The organism is Streptomyces sp. NPDC050263, from assembly GCF_040655955.1.
Taxonomy (GTDB): domain Bacteria; phylum Actinomycetota; class Actinomycetes; order Streptomycetales; family Streptomycetaceae; genus Streptomyces.
This window is the reverse complement of the sequence record NZ_JBFAKW010000041.1, coordinates 24,771-47,670: the sequence shown is the minus strand read 5'-3', so window position 1 is coordinate 47,670 and position 22,900 is coordinate 24,771. Positions and strand designations below refer to the sequence as shown.

The 22,900-nt window shown below is 72.9% G+C and carries 20 protein-coding genes; 11 read left to right on the top strand and 9 right to left on the bottom strand.

Features of this window, described 5'->3' with window-relative positions; translation table 11 throughout:
- Positions 1–131 precede the first annotated feature (131 nt).
- Entirely contained in the window at positions 132–1,328 is a 1,197-nt protein-coding gene (locus tag AB0J04_RS20155; protein ID WP_363169864.1) for an acyl-CoA dehydrogenase family protein, read from the bottom strand.
- A gap of 481 nt (positions 1,329–1,809) precedes the next feature.
- Between AB0J04_RS20155 and AB0J04_RS20150 the strand changes: the two genes are divergently transcribed.
- The 8 genes from AB0J04_RS20150 (at position 1,810) to AB0J04_RS20115 (ending at position 9,505) form a co-directional block, all read left to right on the top strand.
- The gene (locus tag AB0J04_RS20150; protein ID WP_363169863.1) at positions 1,810–2,508 is read left to right on the top strand and encodes a class I SAM-dependent methyltransferase; all 699 of its coding nucleotides are present in this window, start codon (positions 1,810–1,812) and stop codon (positions 2,506–2,508) included.
- Between the two features lie 107 nt (positions 2,509–2,615).
- A complete protein-coding gene (locus tag AB0J04_RS20145; protein WP_363169862.1) occupies positions 2,616–3,494 on the top strand; it encodes a diiron oxygenase in 879 nt (292 codons plus the stop codon).
- Positions 3,491–3,736 (top strand): acyl carrier protein, encoded by a 246-nt coding sequence (locus AB0J04_RS20140; protein ID WP_329302350.1) that lies wholly within the window; start codon positions 3,491–3,493, stop codon positions 3,734–3,736. Before AB0J04_RS20145 ends, AB0J04_RS20140 begins: the two co-directional genes overlap by 4 nt.
- Positions 3,736–4,575 carry a hypothetical protein gene (locus AB0J04_RS20135; protein ID WP_363169861.1) on the top strand — a complete coding sequence of 280 codons (840 nt, stop codon included), beginning with the start codon at positions 3,736–3,738 and terminating at the stop codon, positions 4,573–4,575. Before AB0J04_RS20140 ends, AB0J04_RS20135 begins: the two co-directional genes overlap by 1 nt.
- 93 nt (positions 4,576–4,668) lie before the next feature.
- A complete protein-coding gene (locus AB0J04_RS20130) occupies positions 4,669–5,520 on the top strand; it encodes an alpha/beta hydrolase (RefSeq protein WP_363169860.1) in 852 nt (283 codons plus the stop codon).
- Complete coding sequence (locus tag AB0J04_RS20125; protein ID WP_363169858.1) at positions 5,513–6,172, top strand: 4'-phosphopantetheinyl transferase superfamily protein; 660 nt, start codon at positions 5,513–5,515, stop codon at positions 6,170–6,172. The genes AB0J04_RS20130 and AB0J04_RS20125 overlap by 8 nt, the downstream gene beginning before the upstream one ends.
- Positions 6,173–6,314: 142 nt before the next feature.
- Positions 6,315–7,796: an FAD-binding oxidoreductase gene (locus tag AB0J04_RS20120; protein ID WP_363169857.1), complete on the top strand. Its 1,482-nt coding sequence runs from the start codon at positions 6,315–6,317 to the stop codon at positions 7,794–7,796.
- A 143-nt stretch (positions 7,797–7,939) separates the two neighbouring features.
- Positions 7,940–9,505 (top strand): MFS transporter, encoded by a 1,566-nt coding sequence (locus AB0J04_RS20115; protein ID WP_363169855.1) that lies wholly within the window; start codon positions 7,940–7,942, stop codon positions 9,503–9,505.
- A 125-nt stretch (positions 9,506–9,630) separates the two neighbouring features.
- Here AB0J04_RS20115 and AB0J04_RS20110 read toward each other — a convergent pair whose 3' ends face one another.
- Complete coding sequence (locus tag AB0J04_RS20110) at positions 9,631–10,551, bottom strand: LysR substrate-binding domain-containing protein (RefSeq protein ID WP_363169854.1); 921 nt, start codon at positions 10,549–10,551, stop codon at positions 9,631–9,633.
- 100 nt (positions 10,552–10,651) lie between these two features.
- On the opposite strand from AB0J04_RS20110, the gene AB0J04_RS20105 reads away from it, so the two are divergent.
- The 3 genes from AB0J04_RS20105 (at position 10,652) to AB0J04_RS20095 (ending at position 13,705) form a co-directional block, all read left to right on the top strand.
- Positions 10,652–11,017, top strand: a complete 366-nt coding sequence (locus AB0J04_RS20105; protein ID WP_363169853.1) for a nuclear transport factor 2 family protein — start codon at positions 10,652–10,654, stop codon at positions 11,015–11,017.
- Between the two features lie 449 nt (positions 11,018–11,466).
- On the top strand, positions 11,467–12,522 hold the full coding sequence (locus AB0J04_RS20100; RefSeq protein ID WP_363169852.1) for a ParB/RepB/Spo0J family partition protein: 1,056 nt from the start codon (positions 11,467–11,469) through the stop codon (positions 12,520–12,522).
- Between the two features lie 211 nt (positions 12,523–12,733).
- A complete protein-coding gene (locus AB0J04_RS20095; protein ID WP_363169851.1) occupies positions 12,734–13,705 on the top strand; it encodes an aldo/keto reductase in 972 nt (323 codons plus the stop codon).
- 33 nt (positions 13,706–13,738) lie between these two features.
- Here AB0J04_RS20095 and AB0J04_RS20090 read toward each other — a convergent pair whose 3' ends face one another.
- The 7 genes from AB0J04_RS20090 to AB0J04_RS20060 form a co-directional block, all read right to left on the bottom strand.
- The gene (locus AB0J04_RS20090; RefSeq protein ID WP_363169850.1) at positions 13,739–14,479 is read right to left on the bottom strand and encodes an isocitrate lyase/phosphoenolpyruvate mutase family protein; all 741 of its coding nucleotides are present in this window, start codon (positions 14,477–14,479) and stop codon (positions 13,739–13,741) included.
- A gap of 97 nt (positions 14,480–14,576) precedes the next feature.
- Positions 14,577–15,977, bottom strand: coding sequence for a lyase family protein (locus tag AB0J04_RS20085; protein WP_363169849.1), 1,401 nt, complete (start codon positions 15,975–15,977; stop codon positions 14,577–14,579).
- Positions 15,974–17,944, bottom strand: coding sequence for an FAD/NAD(P)-binding protein (locus tag AB0J04_RS20080; RefSeq protein WP_363169848.1), 1,971 nt, complete (start codon positions 17,942–17,944; stop codon positions 15,974–15,976). Before AB0J04_RS20080 ends, AB0J04_RS20085 begins: the two co-directional genes overlap by 4 nt.
- 1 nt (position 17,945) lies before the next feature.
- Positions 17,946–19,751, bottom strand: a complete 1,806-nt coding sequence (locus AB0J04_RS20075) for an AMP-binding protein (protein WP_363169847.1) — start codon at positions 19,749–19,751, stop codon at positions 17,946–17,948.
- Positions 19,752–19,864: 113 nt separating this feature from the next.
- On the bottom strand, positions 19,865–20,752 hold the full coding sequence (locus tag AB0J04_RS20070) for an aminodeoxychorismate/anthranilate synthase component II (protein WP_363169846.1): 888 nt from the start codon (positions 20,750–20,752) through the stop codon (positions 19,865–19,867).
- Positions 20,749–21,030, bottom strand: coding sequence for a chorismate mutase family protein (locus AB0J04_RS20065; protein ID WP_363169845.1), 282 nt, complete (start codon positions 21,028–21,030; stop codon positions 20,749–20,751). The genes AB0J04_RS20070 and AB0J04_RS20065 overlap by 4 nt, the downstream gene beginning before the upstream one ends.
- Positions 21,031–21,274: 244 nt before the next feature.
- On the bottom strand, positions 21,275–22,882 hold the full coding sequence (locus AB0J04_RS20060) for a bifunctional 3-(3-hydroxy-phenyl)propionate/3-hydroxycinnamic acid hydroxylase (RefSeq protein ID WP_363169844.1): 1,608 nt from the start codon (positions 22,880–22,882) through the stop codon (positions 21,275–21,277).
- Positions 22,883–22,900: the final 18 nt, after the last annotated feature.

Sequence of the window (22,900 nt, the reverse complement as noted above, 5' to 3'; positions counted from 1 at the left end):
GCCGTGCGGGACTTGTCCGTGCAGGGCCAGTCCGTGCGGGACTTGTCCGTGCAGGGCCAGTCCGTGCGGGACTTGTCCGTGCAGGGCCAGTCCGTGCGGGACTTGTCCGTGCAGGGCCAGTCCGTGCAGGGCTAGAGCATCATGGTCAGCTCGCGCGGGTCCTTGCCGACCAGCGCGGCGCCGTAGGCCTGCTGGGGAACGCCCATGCCGAATCCCGCGTGCCGGCTGCCTACGCCGATGTCGCGCCAGATCCGTTGCAGGGGGTTGGACTCGTCGAAGGCGGAGGAACCGTACACCGAGACGATCTCCTCGACGGCGGCACGACATCGCTCGACGACATGGGTGGCGTCCATCCGGGCCCGGGCCCGGACGTCCAGGGACGGGTTCTCGCCCGCCCTCGCGTGCTCGTCCACCGAGTCGGCCAGCCGCCGGGCGTGCAGCACCGCGGTGTCGAGCCGGGTGGCCGCGGCGGCCAGACCCAGCTGGGCGGCGGGCGAGTCCGCCTGGCTGGCGTAGGTGGAGCCGGCCACCCGGCGGGTCGGCGCGTGCTCCAGCGCGAACTGGAGGGCCGCGCTCGCGCCGCCGATCATCGAGCCGATCAGACCGACCATGAACACGCCGGTGAGGCTGGAGCGGTAGGGGCGGTCCGCCGGGACCAGCCCGTCCGTCCGGCCCGTGAGCAGCGGCCCGTACGGCAGGAGGCGGTGGGCGGGTACGAAGAGGTCCTCGGCGACGACGGTGTGGCTCCCGGTGGCGCGCATGCCGACGAAGTGCCAGGTGTCCCGGACGCACACCTCGGCGGCCGGCATCAGCGCCATGTGCGGCTGAGGACCCGTGCCGGTGTCCGCGAGGACGAGGCCGCCGATCCAGTCGGCGTGCGTCGAGCCCGACGCGTAGGGCCACTCGCCGCTGACGCGGACACCGCCGTCCGCCTTCCGCACGGTCCGGACCGGGGCGCCCAGGATGAGTGCGGTGCGGGCGTCGGGGTGAGCGGCCCACACCTCCTCGCGGGTGCGGTCGGGGTAGAGCGAGACGACGAAGTTCCCGACGTTCAGCACGCCGGCGACCCACGAGGCCGAACAGCAGCCGCGGCCCAGCTCGACGCAGACGTCCAGCAGGGTGCGGACCGGGGTCTCGTGGCCGCCCAGCTTCCGGGGGGTCAGGAGCCTGGTCAGACCGGCCGCGGTGACACGGGCGACGAGATCGTCGGACAGCCGGCGTGCGCGGTCGGATTCAGCCGCGTTCTTCCAGAGTTCTTCCCGGAGTTCGGCAGCCCTGCCCACGAGCTCGGCATTCGAAATATCGGAGTAGTTCCCTGAGTCACGCAATGGCATTTCCTTTCCAGATCCTCTGGACGCGGACGCCCTCACAGGGACGGGGCTGCCGAGTTTCGACAGCCTTTTACCCCTGCCGCTACGGCATCGTACGTGGACGACTTCGGGGCGACCACCCCGAAGAACTCGCCACCACATGCGAAATTCGATGTTCCACTTTCCCGAAGCAGCTGCGATTCACCCGGAGCGGCAAAAGGAATTCCACGTTCCAGACCGCACACCGCGACCGGGAGCGACCGGTCGCCTAGCGTGCCCCCGTGTCGACTGAGGAATTCCCTCAGTTGAACACGGCCGCTCAGATCACCTGGGGATGCTTTCGCAAACCGTCCGGCGACGACCGGAGCGGGCCGCTCCCTACTGAATCTTGACCCGGGACACCCCTCGGCCCGCGCCTTACGCACAGGGCCGCCGTGTGGTAATCCCTTTGGTTCGGCAGCACCGGAAGAAGGACCCCCCCTCAGCCCGGGAGACGCGCATGAAAAAAGGCACGGAACAGACCTACGACTTCGCTACCGCCGACTTCAACGCCGTCTATCGTGGAGGTGAACTCCTGGGAGACGCGGGTATCACCAGGGCACCCTGGGACATCGGCGAGGCACAGCCGGGCGTGATTGAATTCGAGCGGCTCGGACGAATACGCGGCGATGTACTGGACGCCGGATGCGGCCTGGGCGACAATTCCATTTTCCTGGCCTCCCGCGGATATCGGGTCACGGCCGTCGACGCCGCCTCCGCGGCGATCGAGCAGGCCACCGAGCGGGCCGGCGGCGCGGACATCGAGTTCGCCGTAGCCGACGCCACCGCTCTGACCGGGTTCGAGGGCCGGTTCGACACGGTCCTGGACAGCGCGTTGTTCCACACCCTGGACGCGGACGGCCGCCGCCGGTACGCCGCCGCGCTCCACCGGGCCGCCCGGCCCGGCGCCTGGCTCGACATGCTGTGCTTCGCCGCGGTCCCCGGCGGTATGCCCGAACCGCTGTCCGTGCCGCAGGAAACGGTCCGTCAGGTGCTGGAGGAGGCCGGATGGTCGGTGACCGAGCTGCGCCGGACCGTCTACTGGGGCGTGGCCGAGGTGACCCTGGGCTTCCTGGCGAAGACCGGCACCCAGGTGGAGATCGACGACCGGGGCCGGACCCAGCTCCCGGTCTGGTCCGTCCTGGCCGAGCGGACCTGACCCGCCCGTCCCGCGTGAACCCGCGGCCCGCTGCACGCTGCACGCCGCCGCACGGTCCGCCGGACCCGTCCGCCGCACGACCGCACTCAGCAGAAAGAGGCGCACCCATGGCCACGACCGTCAAGCCCGTGAAGCTGGATCTGGACCGGCTCGAAGCGATGGCGGAGTCGGACTACTACAACCCCTACACGATCTTCGACTGGCCGGAGAGTCTCGAGGAGGACCTTCCGTGGATGAGCGAGGAGCTCGTCACCCTGGCCGGGACCGAGGAGTGGGACGCGCTGACGCGTGAGCAGCAGCTCGCGCTGACGCGGCACGAGGCGGTGAACTTCTTCAGCCTCAACGTGCACGGCATCCGCGAACTCCTCAGCGAGGTCGTGCTGCGCATCCACACCAAGACCTACGCCGACGCCTCCGAGTTCCTGCACCACTTCATCGGCGAGGAGAACGAGCACATGTGGTTCTTCGGGACCTTCTGCCTGAAGTACGGCGGGAAGGTCTACCCGCCGGTGCCGCAGGTCGGCATGAACCGGATCGAGGGGGTGGGCGACGCCGCGACCGAGCTGGTCATCTTCGCCCGCATCCTGATATTCGAGGAGCTCGTCGACCACTTCAACGCCCTCATGGCCACGGACTCGGCCCTCCCCGAGATCGCACGGGAGATCAACCGGGTCCACCACCAGGACGAGAGCAGGCACGTCGCCTTCGGCCGCCATCTGTTCGGCAAGCTCCTGGAACAGGTCAAGGAGACCCGGCCGCAGGACATCCCGGTGCTCGCCAAGTACCTGGAGGCCTACCTCGAGTACAGCGTCCGCAGTCTGTACAACCCCGCCGTCTACCGCGACGCCGGTCTGCCCGAGCCGCTGGAGCTCCGGCGCCGGCTGCTGGCACACCCGGCACGGCACGCCGCGCACGACCGCATCCTCAACCGCACCCGCAAGTTCCTCGCCCGCAACGGCCTTCAGGTTCAGGGGACCCCCGCATGAGCGACGACAAGATCTCCAAGATTCTCGACTTCATCCACCAGCGCAACCCCGAGGTGGGCGAGCTGGGCCTGGACGACGACCTGATCGACCGCCGCGCGGTGGACTCGCTGGCGTTCGTCGAATTCCTCTACCTGCTGGAGGAGTTGAGCGGAGAGGTCATCGACCCCGAGGAGATCGACGTCGACGACTTCCGCACACTGCGCTCCATCGAGAAGCGCTTCCTCGCCGGAGCGGCGACCTGATGGCCGGCGCCACCGGCACGCAGGACACCGGTCTCGGTGTCCTGGGACCCTACGAGCTGCGCCTGCTGCGGGCGTTCGACTCCCTGGTGCTGTCCTGGGCGCAGGGGGTGAAGGCCCAGGAGCGCCGCTACCCGTTCCTGGTGCGGGCGGGCGATCTGGAGAACATCGACTACTACGAGAACTTCCCGCACCTGGGCCTGGCCGCCGCAGCGGCCGACCCGGACCGGCTGGCGCAGCTGCGCGCCGGCGCCCAGGAGCCGCTGCGGGAACTGCCCGCGTCGGTCCTGAACGACACCGGTCTCGCCCTGCCGTCGGCGGCCTGCTACTCGGTCTACTTCGACCTGCGGGGCCGGACGCTGCCCGCGCCGGAGAACCGGGTCACGACGGTGGCCACCTGTTTCCGCAACGAGACGCACTACGAGGGCCTGCGCCGGCTGCTCGGCTTCTCCATGCGCGAGATCGTCTTCATCGGGACGCCGGAGGGCGCCACGGACCACCTGGAGCGGTTCAAGGGGGTGGTGCTGGGGCTGGCCGACCTGCTGGGGCTGAAGATGGAGACACAGGTCGCCACCGACCCGTTCTTCGACCGCACCGGGTCGCGCGCCACCATGCAGCGGCTGTTCCCGGTGAAGGAGGAGTTCGTCGTGGACGGGCTGGCCGTCGGCTCGGTGAACTACCACCGCAACTTCTTCGGGGAACGCTGCGCCATCGCGCTGCCCGACGGACGGCCGGCCTCCACCAGTTGCTGCGCGTTCGGCCTCGAACGGTGGGTGCACGCCCTGACCGCCCGGTTCGGCGACGCCCGAACGGCCGCCGAGGCGGTGCTCGAAGCGGCCTGAGCCGCCCGCCGCGGCACCGCAAGGAATCGCGGCCCGTCCGGCCCGGCCAGCGGGCCGCCCTTTCCTCCGACCGCTCCCGCCCGAGGTGAACCGATGACCAACACGACCGTGGACGACGCCATCGAGACCGGCACGGTCCGGGTGAACGACGAGGTGTCGCTCACCTACGAACGACGCGGGTCCGGCCCCGACGTCGTCCTCGTCAACAACTTCTTCATGGACCGCAGGTCATGGCGGTCGTACACCGCAAGCCTGGCCTCGACCGCGCGGCTGACCTCCTACGACCTGCGCGGCCAGGGCGATTCCGGTCCCCAGGTGGGCGAGCCGGTGTGGGAGGACCACATCACCGACCTGTCGGCCCTCTTCGACCAGCTGGGCCTGGCGAAGGCGGTGCTCGTGGGCACCTCGTTCTCCACCCTGATCTGCCGGGACTTCGCCGTGGCCCACCCGGAACGGGTCCACGGGCTGGTGCTGGCCGGACCGGCGATGAGCCCGCACGGGCCGCAGCGCCTGCGCAGGATCACCAAGGCCTGGCTGAAGACCCTCGACACAGGCGGACTGGGCGTGCTCTACGACCAGTTGTACCCGCTGGTCTCCGGCGACGCGGCGGTGGAGGCGGCCGGGCCGATCGGGTTCATGGGCCGCAAGCAGAACTTCCTCGGCATCCACACGGTGGAGTCGCTGCGGGCCGGTCTGGCGGTGTCGGTGAAGGCGCCGCTGGACCCGGACATCATGACGCGGGTGAAGCAGCCCACACTGCTCTTCGTGGGCGGCGACGACTTCTCCCTGAGCACCAGCGCGGTGGAGGAGATGGCCCGGCTCTTCCCGGACACCACCACCGTCACCGTGCCGCACGGCGGCCACCTGGCGTTCCTGGAGGAGCCCGAGTGGTTCCAGCGGGAGGTCGTGAAGTTCATCGAGCGGGTGGCCGGGCCGGGTGACTGAGGGGCCGACGACCCCGGGGCCCCCGAGCGCATGGCTGCTCGGGGGCCCCGGGCGTCCCCAGCGGGTCCTGCTGGAGAGCGTCCCGGTCACCCCCGCGGACAGCACCGCCGCACAGCATCGGGCCGGCCGCGCCGCCGCCGGGGCGGTGCTGCGGCGGGCGGGCAGCGCGACGACCGTGATCGGCCGCCGGCGCAGCGGGGCCCCCGTCTTCCCCGCCGGTTACCCGGGTTCGCTCACCCACGCCCACGGTCTGGCGGTGGCCGCCGTCGCGCCGGGCGCCGCCGCGGTCGGCGTCGATCTGGAGTTCCGGCTGCCCGAACGGCGCCTGCACCGGTTCCTCCTCGACGACGCCGAGCGGGAACTGCTCTGGCCGGACGGCGACCGGGAGCGGCTGCGGCGCCTGTTCGCCGCGAAGGAGGCGGCGTTCAAGGCGCTGACGGACTGTCATGAGGCGCACGGCGGTCTCTTCTGGCGCGTCCGGCTCCGGTCGTACGGCGACGGCCTGTGGGCTCGGGCCGGCGACCGGTACGCCGTGGTGCGGGACGTGGTCACCCCGGCCTACGCCTTCGCGGTCGCGGTCGGCGTCGGCGGGGCGCCCGGTCCCTGGCGCCCCCGGACCCAGACGGATACCCCGCACCGCCTCGCGTCATAACCAGAAGTTAGGCAGCACCAAAAAACTAGGTCTTGGACTTCTGGCTCGGCGCTCACGACCATGAACAGCGGATGGCCGCGCTCTTGATGCCACCCCCGTCCTCGACGGCGCGGCCATCCGCCCGACGAAAGGAACCCACAGCGTGACTCCTCACCCCCGGACCGACGCCCCGTGGGACGACCAGGCGGCGACGGGCAAGCTCGCCGGGAGCGTACGCGGCCCGGTCCTGGTCGCGGGCGACGACGGCTACGACGAGGAACGCGTCCGGTACCAGACCTTCCGGCCGCACGCCCCGGCCCTGGTGGTCGGCGCCGTCGACGGCGAGGACGTACGGCTCGCGGTGGAGTTCGCCGCCGTGCACGGCCTGCCGGTCGGCGTGCAGGCGACCGGGCACAGTCCGGCCCTGCCCGCCCGGACGGGCGTGCTGATCAGCACCCGCCGGATGAACGAGGTGCGGATCGACCCGGTCTCCCGTACCGCCCGACTGGGCGCGGGGGTGAGCTGGCAGCAGGTGGTGACCGCCGCCGCCCCGCACGGGCTGGCGCCGCTCAGCGGCAGCGCCCCGCACGTCGGTGCGGTGGCCTACACCCTCGGGGGCGGCCTGGGCCTGCTGGCCCGCCGGTTCGGGTACGCCGCCGACCAGGTCCGGCGGCTCGGCGCCGTCACCGTGGACGGCCGGCTGCGGGAGATCGACGCGGACCGCGAACCCGAGCTCTTCTGGGCGCTGCGCGGCGGCCGGGACAACTTCGGCGTCGTCACCGACCTCGACATCGGCCTGGTGCCGGTGGAACGGCTGTACGGCGGCGCCCTGTACTTCGACGGCGCCCTGGCCGAGGAGGTCGTCAACGCCTGGCTGCACTGGACCGCCGGCGTCCCCGAGGAGATGACCTCCTCGCTCGCGCTGGTCCCGCTGCCCGATCTGCCCTCGCTTCCCCCGCCGCTGCGGGGCCGGTACGTGGTCCATGTACGCATCGCCTTCCTCGGCGCGGCGGCGGAGGGCGAGCGCCTGGCCGCACCGCTGCGCGCTCTCGGCCCACGGCTGGCCGACACCCTGCGGATCCTGCCGTACACCGAGTCCGGGACCATCCACAACGACCCGGTCCCACCCGCCGGGTACAGCGGCACCAACGCGATGCTCAGCGGGCTGGACGCGGACGCCGTGCGCCGGGTGCTGGCCCTGACCGGGCCCGACGCACCGGTCACCAGCATCGTGGAGGTGCGTCACCTCGGCGGCGCCCTGGGCCGCGCGCCCGAGCCGGCGAACAGCGTCGGCAACCGGGACGCCGCCTATCTGCTGGCGGTGCTCAACCGGGTCACGCCAAGGACGGCCGACACCGTCCACGCCGCCCACCTCCGGCTGACCGACACCCTGGCGCCGCTCACCACCGGACGGTCCCTCAACTTCCTCTACGGCGCGCACGCCACCCCCGCCCAGGTCGCCATGGCCTACTCCCCCGACGACTACCGGCGGCTGCGGCGACTGAAGGCCGAGTGGGACCCCTCCAACCTGCTGCGGCACAACCACAACATCCCGCCGGCCGACGCCCCTAGGGGGCTTCTGATGGATCTCCGCGGCGTCGCGACGCCCGGCACGCACTCTCGCCGCACCGGGCGAAAGCCCTAGTAGCTCCGCTACGAGGACTTTCGCCCGGCACACCGAGAGCACGCACCGAACGCCGCTCCTTCTCCCACGGAGATCCATCAGAAGCCCCCTAGGTAGCACCGCGCTCCCCCGACCGATCCGCTCGACGAGCAGAAGGAATCCAGATGCACAAGAAATGGTGGACGCTGTTGGGGGTGTGCGGCGGGACGTTCATGCTCCTGCTCGACACCACCATCGTCTACGTCGTGATGCCCGACATCCAGACGGACCTGGAGGCCAGCTTCGCCGACCTCCAGTGGGTGATCGACGGCTACGCGCTGGCGCTGGCGGCCCTGCTGCTGACGAGCGGGACGATCGCGGACCGGTTCGGCCGCAAGCGCCTCTACTCGATCGGCGTCGTCCTCTTCACGTTCGCCTCGCTGCTGTGCGGCATGGCGCAGTCGCCGTTGATGCTGGTCCTCGCCCGGGTCCTCCAGGGCGTCGGCGGCTCGGTGATGTTCGCCACCGGCCTCGCCCTGCTCGCGGGCGGCTTCGAGGGCAAGGAACGCGGGATGGCGTTCGGCGTCTGGGGCATGGTCACCGGTCTCGCCTCCGCGATCGGCCCGGTGGCCGGCGGCCTGATCTCCAGCGGCATCAGCTGGCGGGGGATCTTCCTGATCAACGTGCCGATCGGCATCCTGGTCGCCCTGATCATCGCGCTGCGGGTGGACGAGTCCAAGTCGCCGTTCGCCCGCCGACTGGACTGGCCCGGCTTCGTCCTGCTCACCACGGGTCTGGCCACCCTCGTCTACGGGCTGATCCTCGCCGGCGAGGACGGCTGGAGCGACTCGCGCGCGCTGACGTTCCTGATCGTCGGCGGTGTGCTGCTGCTGGCCTTCCTGGTGGTCGAGTCCCGGGTCGAGCAGCCGATGTTCGATCTGAAGCTGTTCCGCATCCCGACCTTCGTCGGCGGATCCATCGCGGCGTTCTCGTTGAACGGCTCGCTGTTCGCGATGTTCCTCTTCCTGGCCATCTACTTCCAGGAAGTGCTCCAGTACTCGTCCCTGGAGACCGGGGTGCGGCTGCTGGCCGCCTCGCTGTCGATGCTGGTCGCCTCGCTGGTGGCGGGCCGCGTCAGCGCGAAGATCCCGGCCCGCCTCCTGATCGGCGTCGGGCTGCTCCTGGTCGGCGTGGCCCTGCTGCTGATGGGCGGCGTCGACGCGAACACGGGCTGGGAGCACTTCGTCCCCGGTCTGATGCTGGGCGGCTTCGGCGCCGGCCTGGTGAACCCGCCGCTCGCCTCCACCGCGGTGGGCGTCGTCGACTTCTCCCGCTCCGGGATGGCCTCGGGGGTCAGCGGCACCTTCCGGCAGCTCGGTGTGAGCACCGGTGTCGCGGTCCTCGGCTCCACCTTCGCCGTGATCATCGGCGACCGGCTCCGCGACGGTCTGGCGGGGATCCCGGGCGCCGGCGAGCGCAGCGACGAGCTCGCCGCCCTGGTGCGGGGCGGCGAGATCGACCGGGCGGCGGCGCTGGTGCCCGAGGCGCAGCGGGAGACCGTGGAGCGGCTCGCCGTCGACGGCTATGTGGACGGGCTGAACACCCTGCTGACCATCTCGGCCGGTCTCGCGCTGCTGGGCGGCCTGCTGTCCCTGGTGCTGATCCGGGCGGCCGACTTCCAGGCCGCACAGGCGCCGAAGGCCCCCGCGCCGGACGCCGACAGCCCCGCGACGGTGTCTGCCGACAGCTGACCCCGGTTCCCCCGCACGACGTGTGCCGTCGACGCCGACTCCGGTCGGCGCCGACGGCACAGGTGCGACGGCATCCGTGCGACGGCATCCGTGCGACGGCATGCCGTCGACGGCGCAGGGGGTCCTCAGTCGGCGGTGGTCTTGCCGGCCGTGACCAGGTCCTTGTCCGCCGGAGCCCCGAAGGAGTCCTGGCAGTGCACGAGCAGTTCGCGCAGCGCCGGGCTCTTGGTGGGCGCGGAGACCAGGGCCAGCACCGCGGCGACGTCGGCGTCGGTGATGGGCACGGTCCGCAACTGCGGGTGCTGGGCGAGCATGGATTCGGACAGCACCGCCACCCCCAGTCCGCGCTCGGCGAGATGGACCACCGCGCCCGGCGCGCTGGCCTGGAGGGCCACCGTGGGCGTCAGGCCCCGGGCGGCCGACGCCTGGTCCAGCACGGCCCGGATGCCGGTGCCCTTGGGCAGGCAGATGACGGGATAGGCGCTCAGCTCGGCGAGGGTCACGCCGTCCTGCGAGGCCAGCGGATGTCCGGGCGGCACCGCGGCGACGATCGCCTCGCTGATCACCTGCCGGCCGTCCAGGTCCTCCGGGGCCCGGTCGGCCGCGCCGATCAGCGCGAGGTCGACGGCGCCCTCCCGGACGTAGTCGACCAGCTTGGCGGAGTCGTCCTCGACGAGGCTGATCTCGACGCCGGGGTGGGCCAGATGGAAGCTCGACAACGCCTCGAACAAGGGCGTGACCGTACACGCCGTCACCATGCCGACGACCAGCCGGCCGCGGACCAGCCCGTTCATCTCGTCCACCGCGTGCCGGAGCGCCTCCACGGCGGCCAGCACCGCGCGCGCGTGGTGGAAGGCGACCTCCCCCACCGCGGTGAGTCCCGCACTGCGGCCCGAGCGGTCGATGAGAGTCGTGCCGAGGTCGTTCTCGAGCTGGCGGATCTGGGCACTGATCCCCGGCTGGCTGACATGCACGCGCTCGGCGGCCCGGGTGAAGTTGGATTCCTCTGCCACGGCCAGGAAATATTTCAGCTGCCTGAGCTCCATAACCCCTGATTATAGAGGCGATCGGGACGATTGATTGGACTTGATATGAGCCAACGTTGGAACATGGGCAGGCCAGAATTGACCCCAGGAAAGGAACGTCGTGCCCGAGAACGAGAAGGCCCTGAAGCCGGAGGATCTCACCCGCCTCTTCGTGGAGCGCGCCAACGCCGGTGACGCCACCGGCCTCGCCGCACTGTACGAGGAGGAGGCCGTGATGGCCTATCCGCCGGGCAGCACCACGGTGGGCCGGGAAGCCATTCGCGAACTGTGGGAGAAGGTGCTCGCCCACGCGCCGCACTTCGAGGCGGAGGAGCCGCTTCCGACTCTCGTCTGCGGCGACATCGCGCTGACCGCCACCCCGCCGAAGGACGGTTCGGGCGCCCGCGCCCAGGTGGTCCGCCGACAGCCCGACGGCAGCTGGCTGCGCATCATCGACCAGCCGGAGTTCCGTCCGCCCACCAGCTGATCCACGTGGTGGCCGGCAGCTGCGGTCGTCCACCGCGTCGCACCACTCCACCGAGCCGATCTGGCCCGTTATCGGTTGTTGACGAACCGTTCGGGCCGGATATTCTGCCCGGCAGGTTCTAAGCCAAACGGGGGGCTGACCTAAGTGGCACACACACGAAGTGGTCATGCGTCATGGCCGGATGCCCAGCCCGGCCCATCCATTCCCGGCACGCCCGTCGCACGCGGTGATCTCGCCGCGGTGCCCTTCGGGCTGCCGGGTTTTCCCATGCCCTCGTCCTGTCGGTGCCACCACACGCCCGGCCGGAGCGGCTGAGCGGCACCCTGACAACCCCTCGCCGGATCGGCCGGTACCCCGCGGTCATCGCCGCGGTACCGCCCTCCGGCCTGCGCGTCCATCTCATATCTGTTCACCCCAGTACAACGGATCGTTGAAAAAGGAGAATGAGGATGGCCCTGCCCGAATCCAGGAGGCTCTCGTCCCCAACAACCGCACCATGTGAGTCGGCCGATCTCTGGGACGCCCAGGCGGACACGCTCCCCGTCGTCCGGGTCGCCCTGGACGCGCTGGTGACCGACGACTCGCCGCGCCTGGCCGGCGAGAACGAGGAGCACGTCCAGCAACTCGCCCAATGCGTCTCGCCCCTTCCGCCGATCATCGTCCACCGCGCCACCTCGCGGGTCATCGACGGCGCCCACCGGCTGCGGGCCGCCCGGCTCAACGGCCGGACCCACATAGACGTCCAGTACTTCGACGGCGACGCGGCCGAGGCCTTCCTGCTGGCCGTCAACTGCAACGCCAACCACGGTCTGCCGCTGAGCCGTTCCGACCGCAACGCCGCCGCGCTGCGCATCATGCGGTCCCATCCGGAGTGGTCGGACCGGATGATCGCCACCGTCGCGGGACTCTCCCCGAAGACGGTCGGCTCCATCCGCAGGCGTTCGGGTGACGCTCTTCCTCAGTTGAACGCCCGCATCGGTCTGGACGGAAAGTCCCGGATCGTCGACACCGCGGAGCGGCGCAGACTCGCGGGCGAGTACGTACTGGCCCACCCCGACGCCAGCCTGCGGGAGATCGCCAAGGAGAGCGGTCTCTCCCTGGCCACCGCCCGGGACGTCCGGGAGCGGATACAGAACGGCGCCAGCCCGCTGCTGCCCGCCCGTCGCGGCGGGCAGGCCCGCGCGACGCAGGACGCCTGCGCCGACGAGTCCGACAGCCTCGCCTCCTTCGCCATGGCCAAAACGCTCGTCACGCTGAAGCGGGACCCCTCGGTCCGGCTCACCGACCACGGCCGCTTCCTGCTGCGGTTGCTGGACACCAACGCGGTGGCCAGCAACCGGTGGGGCGAACTGGTGGACCAGATCCCGCCCCACTGGGTGGGACAGGTGGCCGCCGCCGCCCGCGAGTGCGCCGCGGCCTGGCGGCAGGCGGCGGCGCAGTTGGAGGAGCGGGCCCGGACCGTCGACGACTCCGGGGGCAGAAGAACCGTGGACACCGTCGCCTGACGGCACGCTTCGAGAACAAGCGTTTTCCTGAAAATGGCCGTTTCCTTGCAATCCCGCCAAGTCAATTCCGGTGACGGGAAGACCGGAAAAAAGCCTTCGCACCGTGCGTCAACTGCTTGTCGTCGAAAAGGAACCGACCTTATCGAAAAGCCGCTCCGAGACGCCGGACGACGTGGAAAGGGCATTCCGTCGACTTCCAGAAGGGTTCACCATGGAGTACACCCAGCTCGGCCGCAGCGGTCTGCGGATCTCCCGTCTCGTCCTCGGCACCATGAACTTCGGGGTGCACACCGAGGAGGCGGAGGCCCACCGCATTCTCGACACCGCTCTCGATCTGGGCGTCAACCTCGTCGACACGGCGGATCTGTACGGCTGGCCGGAGCATCCCGGCCGGACGGAGACCGTCATCGGCGCCTGGCTGGCACAGGGCGGCGGGCGCCGCGAGCGCACCGTGCTCGCCACCAAGGTCTACTCGAACACGGGCGACGGACCCAACGAGGGCGGGCTGTCGGCGCTGCACATCCGCCGCGCGGTGGAGGCGAGCCTGCGACGGCTGCGCACCGACCACATCGACCTCTACCAGATGCACCACGTGGACCGGTCGGTCCGCTGGGAGGAGATCTGGCAGGCCATGGAGGTCCTGGTCGCCCAGGGGAAGATCACCTATGTCGGCTCCAGCAACTTCGCCGGCTGGCACCTGGCGGCGGCGCAGGAGTCGGCCCGCGCCCGCGGTCTGCTCGGCCCGGTCAGCGAACAGTCCGTCTACAACCTGCTGGAACGCACCGTCGAGCTGGAGGTGGCCCCGGCCGCCCGGCACTACGGCGTCGGGCTGCTGCCGTGGTCCCCGCTGCACAGCGGACTGCTCGGCGGGGTGCTGCGCCAGGAGCGCAGCGGCGTCCGGCGGACCGTCGCCCGGGCCGCCGCCGCGCTGGCGACCCGGCGCGAACAGATCCAGGAGTACGAGGACTTCGCCGCCGAGCTCGGTCACGAGCCGGGGCATGTGGCGCTCGCCTGGCTGCTGGCACAGCCCGCGGTCACCGCGCCCGTCGTGGGCCCCCGGACCGTGGACCACCTGCACAGCGCGGTCGCGGCGCTGGACGTGCGGCTGGAGCCCAAGGCGCTGGACCGGCTCGACGAGATCTTCCCCGGGCACCGGCCCGCGCCCGAGGCCTACGCGTGGTGACCCGGGCCGGGGCCCGCGACGGCCGCGTCGGGTTCAGCCGGCGGGCGCGATCGAGCGGACGATGTCGGCCAGGGCGGCCGTGGCCCGGTTGTGGAGACCGTCGCCGAACGTGACGCGGGCGGCGCCCAGCCGGCCCAGTTCGGCCGGGGCCGGGCCGCCGGGCAGATACAGGGCGTTGAGCGGGACGGTCACCGCCGCGGCGAGTCCGGGCAGCAGCTCGGCAGGCGCCATGATCGGGTAGACGACGTCCACGCCCGCCTCCTCGTAGAGCTTGGCCCGGCCGGCCGCGGAGGCGCCCTCGGGGTCCCCGTAGAGGAAGGTGTCGATCCTCGCGTTGAGCATCAGCGCGCCGCCCGCCGCCGCCTTGACCCCCGCCAGGAAGCCGGCCTGCTCCTGGGCGTCGCGGAGCGTCCCTGCGGTGTGGTCGGTGTCCTCCAGGTTGCAGCCGACGGCGCCCGCCGCGAGCAGCCGCTCCGCGACCTCCCCGGGCGGCAGCCCGTAGCCGGACTCGAGGTCCACGGTGACCGGGACGTCCACCGAGCGGATGATCCGGGTGACGGCGGCGAACATCTCGTCGGCCGGGGTCCGGCCGCCGTCCTCGTAGCCGAGCACCTCGGCCACGGCGGCGCTGGAGGTCGCGAGGGCGGGGTGTCCGGCCGCGGCGAAGGCGCGGGCGCTCACCGCGTCCCAGACGTTGGGGAGGATCAGCGGGTCGGAGGGGTCGGGCCGTTCGTGCAGGGCGCGGAAGGCTTCGGCGGGGGTGGGTGCCGGCATCGTCATTCCTTTCGGAGCGGGCGCGCTGGGCTGAGCGGAACGGGTGCCCGGCGGGGCTTCGGCTCCCCCGGCCCGGGCGGCGGTCGCCGGTGCGGACTCATCGTTTCAAAGCTCGGTCCACCAGCGCACCTGCCGCTCCCGTGTAGCCGGCCGGATCGGCCAGCGCGGCGGCCTCGCCCTCCCCCAGCACGCCCGCCGCCTCGGGCAGCCGGGCCAGTGCCTCGGTGAGCGGGATCCCGTCGGTCGCGGCCCGCCGCGCCGCCAGCGTGAGCAGTTCCCGGGCCCGCCCCCGGCCCAGTCGCGGGGTGAGGACGGCGGCGAACCGCTCGGAGACGATCTGTCCCGCGGTGAGGTCGAGGTTGGCGCGCATCCGTCCGGCGTGCACGGTCAGGCCCCGGGCGAGTTCCACCGCGGTGTGGGCGGCGCCCCCGGTCAGTCGCAGGGCCTCCCGCAGCAGCGTCCATTCGGCGTGCCACGCGCCGGCGGACCGCTCGTCCTCGGTGACCGCCAGACACTGGGTCAGCCCCGCGGCCAGCAGCGGCACCTGGAGCGCGGCCGAGCGGATCAGGGTGGCGAGCACCGGGTTGCGCTTGTGCGGCATGGCGGAGGAGGAGCCCCGGCCGGCGGGCGCCGGCTCGGCCAGTTCCCCGGTCTCGGTACGGGCCAGCGCCTGTACGTCCGTCGCCATCTTGCCGAGCCCCGCGCAGGTGTGGGCGAGCGCGGCCCCCAGCGCGGCCACCGGGGTGCGCAGCGCGTGCCACGGCAGCACCGGCCGGGCCAATCCCGTCTCCTCGGCGAACGCCGCCACGAGCCGGTCCGCGTAGTCGCCGGGACCGTCGGCGGCGACGCCGTCCAGGCGCGCGTACTCCAGGTAGCCCGCCAGGGTGCCCGCGGCGCCGCCGAGGGCGACCGGCAGCCCCTCCTGCCGTATGCGGTCGAGCTGTTCGACGCCGTCCAGGACGAGCGAGCGCCAGCCGGCCGCCTTCAGCCCGAAGGTGGTGGGAACGGCCTGGAGGGCGAGGGTGCGACCGGCCATGACGGTGTCGCGGTGCTCCTCGGCGAGCCCGGCCAGGGCGTCGGCGGTGGCGCGCAGGTCCGCGACGACGATCCGCAGCGCCCGGTCGGCGACCAGCATGGCGCCGGTGTCCAGGATGTCCTGGCTGGTGGAGCCGCGGTGCACGTACTCGGCGGCGGCCGGGTCCACGGCGGCGACCGCGGCGGTGAACGCGCGGACGAGCCCGACGACCGGGTTGGCCGTCTCCCGGGCGGCGAGGGCGAGGGCCCGGGGGTCGGGCAGGCCCGCCGCGGCGGCCCGGCCGATGGCCGCGGCGGCGGAGGCGGGCACGGCGCCGAGCCGGGCCTGCGCCCGGGCGAGCGCCGCCTCGGCGTCCAGCATGGCCCGCAGCCAGGCCTGGTCGCCCGTCGCGGCCTCGACCGGGGTGCCGGCCCGTACGGGAGAGAGCAGACCGCAGTCCAACGGTGTGCCGGGTGTCGTCATACGAGGGCCTCCTCGGCGGCGCCCGGGGAAGCGGGCGAGTCGGTGTCCGGGCGCGGCGCGGGCAGGGCCAGCACCGCGCGGGCGATGGCGTCGGAGTCCTCCAGGGTCACCGAGCCGACGCCCGGCCGGATGCCGGCGGCGGTGACCCAGTGCACGGACTCGGTGGGGACGCCGTAGGCGAACCTGCGCGGGTGCGGGCGGCCCGTCGCGTCGACGACCCGGTAGGGGCGCTCGGTGACGTTGAGGCCGCCGGTCTCGTAGAAGGTGCCGCAGGTCCCCGCTATGCGGTACGGGCGGCACCCGCCGGTCTCGAGCAGGCGCCGCAGCAGCGGGTCGGCGGTGCGGCGCAGATCGGGTTCGGGCAGCCGGGCCTCGATGAGGACCGTGCAGGGGGGCGCGGCGTCGGCCGTGTCGCGGGTGGCGGCCCTAAAGGCGGGGCCGCCGGGTGCGTCGGCGTCGGCGGTGACCTTCAGTCCCGGCGGCAGGATCTCCACGACCCCGGCCTCGATCAGCGCGCAGAGCTCCTCGATGCGGGAGGCCGGCGGGCCGATGGAGAGGAAGGCGTTGAGCGGGGTGTACCAGCCGTACAGGTCGTCGCGGTGGGAGTTGCCCTCCAGGCCGCCGTGGTCCACCAGCAGGCGGATCTCGTTGCGCAGGTCGCGCAGCACGTCCAGGGCGGCCTTGAGCGGGCCGGTGACGTTGCCGGCCCGCGCCTCGGCCACGTCGCGGCGCAGGTGGGGCAGCAGCCAGGCGCGGTAGTCCGCCGCCGAGTCGAAGACGCGGTCCCCGTAGGGGCGGGCGATCCGCTCCCAGTCCCAGCGGTCGCGGGGGGCGATGTCCGCGGCGGTCAGGAGGGCCTCGCGCTCGGCGTCGTCGGCGGCGGCCGGGTAGGCCTCGGTGAAGGGGCCGGCGTCCCGGCCGCGGGCCGTGAGCAGCGCGGCGTAGTAGACGCCGCCGACCTCGCGGTCGATCAGCGGCCACAGGTGGGCGCCGAAGTGCAGCCAGTCGCCGCCGCGCATCCGGGCCTTCAGCTCCTCGATCCGGCGGGGCGTCAGCAGGGCGGGCTCGTGCCGTCCGTGGGAGCCCTTCTCGTTCTCTCCGCGGGCGTGGAACGGCACCCCGCGCCGGGAGCCGGCGTACAGGCGCGGCTCCCGGCCGGAGGGCCGGTAGACCAGCCGGTCGCCCGCGCGCACGAAGCGCCCGCCGCGACCGGCGGTGAACAGCGCCAGGTAGTCGAAGAAGTTCAGGCCGAGCCCCCGCAGCAGCACCGGCCGGCCGGGCCCGACGGAGTCGAGATCCACGTCGGCGGGGTTGTCCGGCGGCAGGTACGTCAGTGCGTGCCGGGCCGCGAACGCGGCGAGCCTTCGCTCCTGCGCCGTCGGCAGGGCGGGCACATGGCCCTGGGCCAGGACCACGGCGTCCAGGCCGGAGAGCTCGGTGCCGTCGTCCAGCAGCAGGGTCTGCGGGCCGCCGGGCCCGGCCGGGTCGTCCAGGGCGACGGCCCGCGCGGTGTGCGAGCGGACGGTGACGTGGGAGGGGGCCGTCGCGAGGAGCCGGCGGTGCACCCAGACCAGGTAGTGCCCGTAGAAGGCGCGGGTGGGGTACGAGTCCGGGCCGAGCCGGCGGGCCTCGGCGAGCGTCGCGGCGTCGACGGCGGACTCGTCGCCCTGCCGGGCCAGCTCCCGGGCCCATTCGTAGAGGCTCGGTCCGTCCTCGATCGGTCCCTCGACCCGCACGCTGCTGTCGGTGAACAGGGTGACCTGGCAGGCCACGGTGTTCATCAGCAGCTGGGCCGACTGCGCCGTGCGCCAGACCCGGCCGGGGCCGGGCGGGAACGGATCGACCAGATGGACGGTGAGCCGCTCCCGGAGGGGCGATTTGCGCTCCTGTGCGAACAGTCGCTCGAGGACGGAGAGTCCGCGGGGCCCGGCCCCGACGACACCGATGTCCGAATGTCTGCTGGTCACGTCACTCTCCGCTCGACTGCCGGGATGAGACAGCGGGCCTGACGCCCGGTCGGGCGCCGCCGTGGAAGGAATCGGGGCCGGGGCCCGGGGTGAGCCGGGTGGAGACCTCCAGCCCCGCGCCGACCGGCAGGGCGATGGAGAGGTAGTCCGCGCCGTCCCGGACCCGGTCGAGATAGGCGCCCGTCGCCGCCCGGCCGACGGCGATGACGATGGAGCCGGGCCGCAGCCACGGTTCCAGCGCGGTGAGCGCGGGCAGCGCGAGGTCGGGGCGGCAGTCCAGCAGCGCGAGGTCCACCGGGGCGGCCGCCGCCCCCGCCGGTCCACGGCCGAGCTCGTGGACGCCGGCGTCCCGGACGTCGGCCCACGGGGTGAGCCCCAGCAGGGTCAGGCGGGCCCGGGCGGAGGAGGCCCGGCGGGGGTCGGGCAGGAACCCCGTGACCCGCCCGGCGCCGTTGGCGCGCGCCCCCGCCGCGAGTTGGTCCAGGGCGTCGGCGATGCCGCCGCCGAACTCCACGACGGACTCCGGCCGCATGGAGCGGACCAGCGCGTACAGCAGGCGGCAGATCTCGGGACCGGCGGGTTCGCCCGGGCCTTCCGGCCGCGCCGGGCCGATCAGGTGGATGAACCCGTCGGCGTCGATGGCGGCCCGGATACCGGTGTGCAGCCAGCCGTCGACGACGGCGCGGCCGACGCGCGCGTCCCCGGGGGACAGATCCTCCGCCAGTCCCGCGCCGCCGACCAGCAGTTCGCCGTCGGGACCGAGACCGGTGCGGACATGGGCCGGCGGCCGGCCCATGGTGCCCGCCCGCCGGCCGGCGGGGGTGTTCCAGCTGACCAGACAGGTGTTCTCGGGCAGTCCCAGGCCCGCGTAGACCGGCAGCCCCAGACTGTCCAGCTCGCGCTGGAGGCTCTCGGGCACGTCCGTTCCGCACCACAGCAGCGGGACCTCGGCCGTGCCGAAGAGCGCGGCCGCGACCGGTCTGCCCTCGCGGCGGGCGACGCGGGCGGCGCCGACGAAGGCCACCGCCAGCGCGGGGGTGACGGGGAGCGCCGTGGGCCGGGCGGCGGCGGGCCAGGGGGCCGCGTCGGGTCCGCCGCCGGCCGGCGGCAGGATCAGACAGCCCCGGTCGAGAACCGCGAGCGGCACGGCGGCCACCTGCTGCACCGGCGTCGACAGCGGCAGGGTGACGGCGCAGCGGGCGAAGGTGCCGGGCGGCACCTCGGCGCGCAGCGAGTCGAGCAGTGCGGCCACCGCGTCGCCGCGGATGCCCACCCTGGCCCCGCTGCCCGGCCCGTCCGCCCCGGGGCCGGCCAGGATCTTGCAGATCCAGTCCCGGGAGTCGGTGGGCGCCCGGTACGGCCCCGCCGCCGCGTCGGCGAGTTCGCGGGTGTCCAGTACGGTCACCGGGCGCCCCGGGGGCAGCACGCCCAGGTGCTCCCAGACGGCGAGCCGCTCCCGGCCCGGGGCGTCCACGACCACGGCGTCGACGTCGGCGAGCAGGGCGGCCGCCGTTCGCGGGGACGCGCCGGGCGGGACCGGGCAGCCGGTGGCCCGCAGGGCGAGCTTGGCGAGTTCGGTCACCGCGAACTCCGGTGTGTCCCCACAGAGCATGCCGACCCGCAACGGCCGGCGGGGCCGGGCGGCGGCGCGGGCGGCGGCGAGGCGGTCGCCGAGACCGCGGGCCGCCCGGGTGATCTCCCGGTAGGAGTGGGCGACGGCGGCGCGGCCCGTGCCGCCCGGGATCTCCACCAGCGGCCGGTCCGGGTCCTCGGCGTGGCGGTGCAGGACGGCGTCAACGGCCCGCACGGCGCGGTTCCTCGGGTCGGCGGCGCGCGTGCGGGTGACGCGGTTCCTGGCTGGGGTGCATCGAAGACCTCCGGCCGGTGCTGGTCGGGGAACGCGGACGGTGCGGCGCCTCGTCACACGGCGGTCGGGCCGGCGGGCCCGTCGCCGGCCGCCGTCAGCCGGTTCCAGCCGACGTCGTCGTGGCCGTGGAGGTGCCGGACGGCTTGAATCCGGATGGTGCTTTCCCCGCGGGCGTCGCCGAGGAAGGAGAACCGGGACAGCCCGTCGACGACGATCCCGCTGTCCAGCCAGAAGCTGTGCGCGTCGTCGTCGGCGAACAGGGTCCGGTAGGCGGCCTCGGTGTCCGGCTGGACGTCGACGCGGCGCACCTGCACCTCGTACCGGGGGCGGGACGGGTCGGCGGCGCGGACGCAGCGGTGGTCGGCGCGGTGTTCCAGGGCGAGGGTGCGGAAGTTCCTGAGCAGTGCGCGGCCGTGCTCGCTGCTGATCGACTCCGGGTGGAACTGCACACCCCAGATCGGCAGGGAGACGTGGCGCACGCCCATGACGACGCCGTCCTCGGACCAGGCGATGGCCTCCAGTTCGTCGGGCAGCCGGGTCGCGGCGAGCGAGTGGTAGCGCACGACGTCGTACGGGCTGGGGAGACCGGCGAAGATGTCGGCGCCGGTGTGCCGGACGGCGGAGATCCGCCCGTGCATGGGTTCGGGCGCGAGACCCACCGTTCCGCCGAACAACTGGGTGATGCCCTGATGCCCGAGGCACACCCCCAGGGTGGGCAGCCCGCTCTCCGTGATCGCGCGGGCGCTGATCCCGAAGTCGCGTTCGCGGTCGGGGCGTCCGGGCCCGGGCGAGATGACGACGGCGTCGAACTCCTCGATCCGCAGGCGCGCCCAGTCGACGCCGTTCTTGACGACGACGGGCGGCTCCCCGTTCACCTCGCCGAGCAGTTGGTACAGGTTGTAGGTGAACGAGTCGTAGTTGTCGATCAGTAACGTCTTCACACCCCCGACCCCCCGATCACCAGGTCCTCGACGCGGCACGTCTCCTCGATCACCAGGTCGTACAGCCGGCGCAGGAAGTCCTGGTCGATCCCGTGCAGCTCGCCGAACCGTGCCGCGCGCTCCTGGACCATGCCGATGCGGTGCGGCTGCATCATGGGGACGTTGTTGTCGCGCTTGAAATGCCCGATCTCCACGCACTTCTCGATGCGGGCGCGCAGCTCGTCCAGAAACCGCTCGTCGATCGCGTCGAGTTCGGCTCTGAGGTCGTCAATGGTCACACCGGTCCCCGTTTCCCGCCTCACGATGTCCCCTTCCGCTCCGTCCACAGCACCGAAACTGTGCCGGGGACGCCTCGGCACCGGCCACCCGTGCGATAGGTCGCATCGACGCAGTGCACTTACAGGGGGGATCGATACCGGGACAAAGCGCGGCATGGGCGAAGGGCGCCTTGTCCGCGATCCGGGTCGAGGACGGCCGCGTCACCGGTCTCTGCTGCGTCCGCAGCCCGGTTCGGGGACGGGCCTACTTCGCCGCCGGGCCCGAGTCGCCGCCGGGGCCGAGCCGGCGGCGGGCGGAGGCGAGCAGTTCGCCGATGCCGTCCGCGGAACCGACGCCGCCGAAGACGTAGTGATCGGGGCGGGCGAGCACCGCCTCGCACGACCGGTGCCGCAGCCAGGCGTCCAGGACGTGCCGCTCCTCGCGGTACTCCGCCGTCCCGGCGCGCGGCGTGCCGTCCACGAGCCGCACGAGGCCGACCGGGAAGCCGCCCTCGGCGTCGTGCGCGCGCAGCGCGGACTCGGCCGCGGACGGATCCGTGTCGTGTCGCAGCACCAGCCGGAAGGTGCTCCCGGTGAACGCGTCCAGGAGTCCGGCACCGCCCCGGGAGTCGGTCACGCGCGGCTGCGGCAGGATGTCGCCGCGCGCGGGGAAGCCCTCCGGCGCGAGGAACCCGGCGCGCAGTCCGGGGATCAGGGACTGCCGGACGGTCCCCTCGGGCGCCGCCGCCAGCTCCGCCAGCAGTTCGGCGTCGCGTTCGGCGGCCGCGGCCTCGTCGCGTTCGCAGATGACGTGGCCGAACTCCTTGGCGGTGAGCGTGACTTGACGCACGTGCGGGGCCCGCTCCCGCTGGTAGGTGTCCAGGAGCGAGTCGTCGGCGCCGCCGCGCAGGCGCAGGGCGAGCTTCCACATCAGGTTGGACGCGTCCCGGATGCCCTGGCACATGCCCTGTGCGAGGAACGGCGGGGTCATGTGCGCCGCGTCGCCGAGGAAGAGCAGCCGCCGCACCCGCCACTGCTTCAGGACGAGGGCGTGGAAGCGGTAGGTGGACGCCCGCCACAGGTCGTACTCCCCGGGAGCCAGCCAGCGCGACAGCAGGCCGCGGATGAAGTCCGGGTCGGACACGTCCTCGGGCCGCTCGTCGGGGTTGATCATGAACTCCCAGCGGCGATGGTCCCCCGGCCCCACGACGAAGGTGCTGGGCCGGGCCGGCTCGCAGTACTGGACGTTCGTCCGCGGCAGCCCGGCCCCCGCGCCGGAGCGCAGTCGCAGGTCCACCACCAGCCACGGCTGGTCGAACTCCAGGTCCTCCATCCGCAGCCCCGCCCGTCTGCGCGCGGGGCTGGCACCGCCGTCGCAGGCCAGCACGTATCGCGCCCGCACCGCGCGCGGGCGCCCCGCCGGGTCGACCACGTCCACGGTGGCGCAGGCGTCGTCGAGGCGGACGTCCGTCACCTCCGTGCCGAGGTGCACGTCGACGCCGTCCGACCGGGCGAGGCGGCGGCGCAGGGCGGTTTCCAACTGCGGTTGGTCGAAGACGTAGTTGGGCGCCCAGCCGAGGAGATGGGGCGGCGGCGCGGTGCCGATGCGCTTGATGACCCGCCCGTCGGCGTTGCGGTACTCGGACGGCCGGTAGGGCATGGTGTGGTCCGCGAGGGCGTCGGCCAGCCCGAGGCCGGCGAAGACCCGCATCGCCTCCTGGTCGAAGCCGATGGCCCGGGGCCGTCGCTCGACCTCCGCGGCCCGGTCGAACGCCATGACGCGCAGCCCCAGGTCATGGGCGAGGTTGGCGGCCGTCGCCCCGACCGGGCCCAGCCCCACGACGACCACGTCGGCATCGAATCCGTCGCTCACCGAAAGCCCCTCTCGACA

What these genes read in the sequence shown, in the direction of transcription:
- AB0J04_RS20150 (WP_363169863.1), top strand. Translation starts at nt 1,810, where the DNA reads ATGAAAAAAGGCACGGAACAGACCTACGACTTCGCTACCGCCGACTTC.
- AB0J04_RS20145 (WP_363169862.1), top strand. Translation starts at nt 2,616, where the DNA reads ATGGCCACGACCGTCAAGCCCGTGAAGCTGGATCTGGACCGGCTCGAA.
- AB0J04_RS20140 (WP_329302350.1), top strand. Translation starts at nt 3,491, where the DNA reads ATGAGCGACGACAAGATCTCCAAGATTCTCGACTTCATCCACCAGCGC.
- AB0J04_RS20135 (WP_363169861.1), top strand. Translation starts at nt 3,736, where the DNA reads ATGGCCGGCGCCACCGGCACGCAGGACACCGGTCTCGGTGTCCTGGGA.
- AB0J04_RS20130 (WP_363169860.1), top strand. Translation starts at nt 4,669, where the DNA reads ATGACCAACACGACCGTGGACGACGCCATCGAGACCGGCACGGTCCGG.
- AB0J04_RS20115 (WP_363169855.1), top strand. Translation starts at nt 7,940, where the DNA reads ATGCACAAGAAATGGTGGACGCTGTTGGGGGTGTGCGGCGGGACGTTC.
- AB0J04_RS20110 (WP_363169854.1), bottom strand. Translation starts at nt 10,551, where the DNA reads ATGGAGCTCAGGCAGCTGAAATATTTCCTGGCCGTGGCAGAGGAATCC.
- AB0J04_RS20100 (WP_363169852.1), top strand. Translation starts at nt 11,467, where the DNA reads ATGGCCCTGCCCGAATCCAGGAGGCTCTCGTCCCCAACAACCGCACCA.
- AB0J04_RS20095 (WP_363169851.1), top strand. Translation starts at nt 12,734, where the DNA reads ATGGAGTACACCCAGCTCGGCCGCAGCGGTCTGCGGATCTCCCGTCTC.
- AB0J04_RS20090 (WP_363169850.1), bottom strand. Translation starts at nt 14,479, where the DNA reads ATGCCGGCACCCACCCCCGCCGAAGCCTTCCGCGCCCTGCACGAACGG.
- AB0J04_RS20085 (WP_363169849.1), bottom strand. Translation starts at nt 15,977, where the DNA reads ATGACGACACCCGGCACACCGTTGGACTGCGGTCTGCTCTCTCCCGTA.